We start from the raw sequence: 440 nt of genomic DNA on the forward strand, positions 1-440 counted from the left end.
ATCAACGGTACGGTTTATCCGGCCACCAAAACCGGGGAAACCTGGCGCTTTACCGCGCCGGAACTGGCGGATGGCGAGTATGCCGTGCAGGTAAGCGTTACCGATGATGCGGGCAATACCGCGACCTCAGCGGCGCTGAATATCACCGTCGATACCGCAGTGAATGCCCCGGTCATTACCCTGAGCGATGACACCGGTATCGCCGGTGACAACCAGACCAACGACACCACGCCGGGCTTTGCGATTACCACCGACAGCGACGTCGTGACCGTGATGGTGAGCATTGACGGCGGTGCGCCGCAGGCGGCGGTACAGGATGCGGCAGGCCAATGGCACTTTGTCACGCCTTCCACCCTCGCTGACGGCGAGCATAATCTCGTCGTGACTGTGACCGACAACGCCGGTAACAGCCTCAGCGGCGAGGCGTTTGCCTTTACCGT

1 protein-coding gene is annotated in these 440 nt (G+C 61.4%); it reads left to right on the forward strand.

Annotation, left to right across the window (positions count from 1 at the left end):
* The coding region (locus CYR52_RS22220; RefSeq protein WP_165699114.1) for an Ig-like domain-containing protein at window positions 1–440 on the forward strand (440 nt) is incomplete at both ends.

It is taken from the genome of Chimaeribacter arupi (assembly GCF_002858805.1).
Taxonomy (GTDB): Bacteria; Pseudomonadota; Gammaproteobacteria; order Enterobacterales; family Enterobacteriaceae; genus Chimaeribacter; species Chimaeribacter arupi.